Consider the following 1,024-nt stretch of genomic DNA (forward strand, 5'->3'; position numbering starts at 1 on the left):
AAGATCTGTGAGTGTCGCTGCGGTGCTCCGGCAGGGAGGACCACCAGGCTCGGTGTCGGTGACCCCGGCGTGACTCATCCAAGATCTGGCCGCTGCGGTGTGCCCTGTCTGTGACATGTCCGTCGGGGTCGCCGGCGCCGGCCTGGCCGCCGGTTGGCTTGATCAGAAGCTTGACCGTCAGCAGTCGTTGGCGTGTCCCGTCACAGATATGCCGCTCGGTGACCCTTGCCGCTGGCGCCCGACCTGACTGCCCAGAGAAGGGAGCACCGGCCGGATGCCGATGCTGGCCGAGGTCGTCGACGCCGTGGTCGGCGCCGACACCCACCGCGACACCCACGAACTCGAGATCGCCCACCCCACCGGCGCCGTCATCGGCACGCGCTCGGTCAGCAACCACACCACCGGCTTCGCCCAGGCGGTGGGCTGGATCGCCGAGCACGCCCCCGGGCCGCGGGTGGTGGTTGCGATCGAGGGCACCCGCAGCTACGGCGCCGGGCTGACCCGGGCGCTGACCGAGGCCGGGCTGACCGTCATCGAGTGCGAACAACCCACACGCGCTGAGCGCCGCCGCCGCGGCAAGTCCGACGCCATCGACGCGCACCTGGCGGTGCGCTGGGCCCTTGAGCTCGACGCCGCCAAGCTGCCCACCCCGCGCGCCGACGGCGACCGCGAAGCGCTGCGCACCCTTCTGTGCGCGCGCGACGAGCTGACCACCACCGGCACCGCACAGACCAACCGGCTCAAGGCCCTGCTGCGCGACGGCGACGACACCGACCGGGCCGCCGCCCGCAGCAGACTGTCCGACACCGACCTCAACGAGCTGGCCCGGCGGCCCCAGCCGCGGGAGGCCAGCCGGACCCAGGCGGTGCGCCACGGCGAGATCCGCCGGCTGGCGGTGGCGCTGCGCGAGCAGCGCCGCGAACTGCGCGACAACCGGGCTCAGCTGCAGGCCATCGTCGGCGATCTCGCGCCTGGGCTGACCGATCACAAGGGCATCGGCCCGGTCTGCGCTGCCCAGGTGATC

1 protein-coding gene is annotated in these 1,024 nt (G+C 72.8%); it reads left to right on the top strand.

From position 1 onward, the window contains the following. Positions 1–274: 274 nt before the first annotated feature. Positions 275–1,024: IS110 family transposase (locus tag C8D89_RS28670; RefSeq protein WP_116711550.1), on the top strand; the 750-nt coding region annotated here is incomplete at its 3' end.

The sequence above is a fragment of the Actinomycetospora cinnamomea genome (assembly GCF_003096675.1).
In the GTDB taxonomy this organism is placed as follows: domain Bacteria; phylum Actinomycetota; class Actinomycetes; order Mycobacteriales; family Pseudonocardiaceae; genus Actinomycetospora; species Actinomycetospora cinnamomea.